Source organism: Marinicella gelatinilytica (assembly GCF_026410405.1).
Classification (GTDB): Bacteria; Pseudomonadota; Gammaproteobacteria; order Xanthomonadales; family Marinicellaceae; genus Marinicella; species Marinicella gelatinilytica.
This window is the reverse complement of record NZ_JAPMLN010000033.1, coordinates 1-2,300: the sequence shown is the minus strand read 5'-3', so window position 1 is coordinate 2,300 and position 2,300 is coordinate 1. Positions and strand designations below refer to the sequence as shown.

The 2,300-nt window shown below is 43.8% G+C and carries 3 protein-coding genes; all 3 read right to left on the bottom strand.

Annotation, left to right across the window (positions count from 1 at the left end):
• Positions 1-55: 55 nt before the first annotated feature.
• Genes tnpC through tnpA form a run of 3 tightly spaced genes read right to left on the bottom strand, consistent with a single transcriptional unit; the run spans position 56 to position 2,222 of the window.
• Positions 56-1,531, bottom strand: a complete 1,476-nt coding sequence (gene tnpC / locus OS173_RS13215; protein ID WP_267184758.1) for an IS66 family transposase — start codon at positions 1,529-1,531, stop codon at positions 56-58.
• Positions 1,532-1,578: 47 nt separating this feature from the next.
• On the bottom strand, positions 1,579-1,929 hold the full coding sequence (gene tnpB, locus OS173_RS13210) for an IS66 family insertion sequence element accessory protein TnpB (RefSeq protein ID WP_267184757.1): 351 nt from the start codon (positions 1,927-1,929) through the stop codon (positions 1,579-1,581).
• Positions 1,926-2,222, bottom strand: a complete 297-nt coding sequence (gene tnpA, locus OS173_RS13205) for an IS66 family insertion sequence element accessory protein TnpA (protein ID WP_267184756.1) — start codon at positions 2,220-2,222, stop codon at positions 1,926-1,928. The genes tnpB and tnpA overlap by 4 nt, the downstream gene beginning before the upstream one ends.
• Positions 2,223-2,300: the final 78 nt, after the last annotated feature.

Sequence of the window (2,300 nt, the reverse complement as noted above, 5' to 3'; positions counted from 1 at the left end):
GTAAGCGCCAAGCGAACCCCATGGTTGATAGTTTAGTTTAGCTGTGTGTGGGTGTCTAATCGAGCTGGATGTTTTCAGGCAACAACTGTTCTATTTGTTCCACTGTTTTGGCGTTGGGTAGTTGGCGGTAGATTTCAGTGAGGTATTTTTCGGGGTTGAGGCCGTGGGCTTTGACGGTTTCGATGAGGCCGTAGAGATTGGCTGAGGCTTTGGCGCCTTTTTGGGTGTTGGCGAACAGCCAGTTTTTGCGGCCGACAACGAATGGCCTGATGGCATTTTCGGCCGGGTTATTATCAATGGGGTAATGACCATTTTCGATGTAACCGATTAACTTGGGCCATTGGTTGTGCAGATAACCAAGGGCTTTGCCGAATATACTTTTAGGCGCACAGCCGATAAGCTGCTCATCGTTGAGTGCTTTGATTTTCGCTAAGATAGGTTTGCTTTTGTCTTGTCTGCTTATCTTCTTTTTATCCGGCGGGTCGTCTTTGATTTGTTTTTCGATTTGGTAAAGTTCAGCGATTAGTTCGACCATTTTTCGGGCACCAGCGTGTTCACCATTATCAAGAACCTTGATAAAGTATCGTCTGGCGTGTGCCCAACAGCCCAACTGTTTGTTAGTCAAGGTATCATAAACACCATAACCATCCGTTATCAGGGTTTTGGCGTAGCCTTTGATGATTTTTTCAGCGGCTTTAGTGGAACGAGATGATGAGTAGTCAAACAGGATAATGTCTTGACCTCGGCGTACCCACATGTAGCTTTTAGATGAAGGTTTTTTGCCTGGCTCCTTCAGGACTTGGACAGTGGTCTCATCCATGTGGATAAAAGGTTTATCAAAGAGTTTGTCTTCCAGCAGGTTAACCAGCGGTTGTATCAAGGTACTGCATCTAATCATCCAATCGGCCATGTTGGTACGGCTGATTGAGATATCCAGACGTTTAAACATTTGGCTTAAGCGATAAAGTGGCAAGCCATCTGCGTATTTACTCACTGTGATGTAGGACAGTAATTCAGGTGAGGCAATGGACTTGGGGATGGGATCAGCGGGCTTTGGCGCCGTGGCGATGTGTTGTTTACATTGAGGGCAAGCCAGCTTATGACGTATATGCCGGATGACTTTGATATGTGCCGGGATAAACTTGAGTTGTTCAGAAACTTCTTCACCGGCATAAATCAATTTAGCCCCATCATGGGGACAGGTTGTTTGTTCAGGTTTATAAACCTTATCTTCGCGTTCTAAGGTTTTGGGTAAGGGTTTTCTTTTACCTGATTTTTTCTTCTTGACTTTGGCTTTCTTGGCTTTGGTTTCAGTCAGCACTTCAGCTTCGTTGAACAAAGCCGTTTGGGCATTGTTTTGTTTTTCAGAGGATGAGCCGAAGCGGTACTTTTTAAGATCGATTAACGCCGCTTCGAGGTTTTGGATATAGGTGTTTTTGTCCTTGAGGGTTTGCTCATAAACTTTGCTTTGTTGCTTAATTTCAGCCCGTAATTTGGCGTTTTCCTGTTGTAGTTTTTGGGCTGATTTCATGCCAAGCATTATAACATTTACCAACCATAAACGCTCACTTTTATGGGTTAAATTGCATTATAATTCAATGTTTTATGCGGTTTCAACTGGGCCACGTTAAAGCCGCGCAATAACCAATCAAGTTGCTCAACATCCCAGTGAATAATGCCATTTGTTTCCTTCTTTGGCCAGATAAACTTATCTTTCTCAAGACGCTTTTGCCACAAGCAAAACCCGGTCTGATCCCAGTACAACACTTTGAGCTTATCACGGCCTTTATTACAAAATACAAACAAGCCAGGACTAAACACATCCATGCCCATGTTATCTTGGACAATTTGACTCAAGCCGTTAATGGCTTTGCGGAAATCCACATAATCCCGGTGTAGATACACCGGTACATCGGCAAAGTGAATCATCGCAATGCCTGGAGCAATTGATGAACATAATCAGGATCAGGCCAGGTATTAAATTCTATTTGGCCGTGCCCCGTGTTCAGTGACATCACCGTTCGATGCAACGGTTTATCAACCTTGACCTGAATAAACTCATTCTTGGTCGATGACCTAAACCCAAAATCCTTTTGTCGCTTGGAAAAATACTTGGCATTAATGCCTTGTTGTCGGCAGAATGCAGCGGCTGTTAAACCGGATTCTTTATGGGCTTGAATAAGCTCAATCCATTGTTCTTTGCTTCGGTAAGTTTTGCTCATGTAATTCACTGTGTTAAAAACACACAGTGTGCATCAGACATCAGAAAAATAGTAGAATGGGGTTCGCTTGGCGCTTAC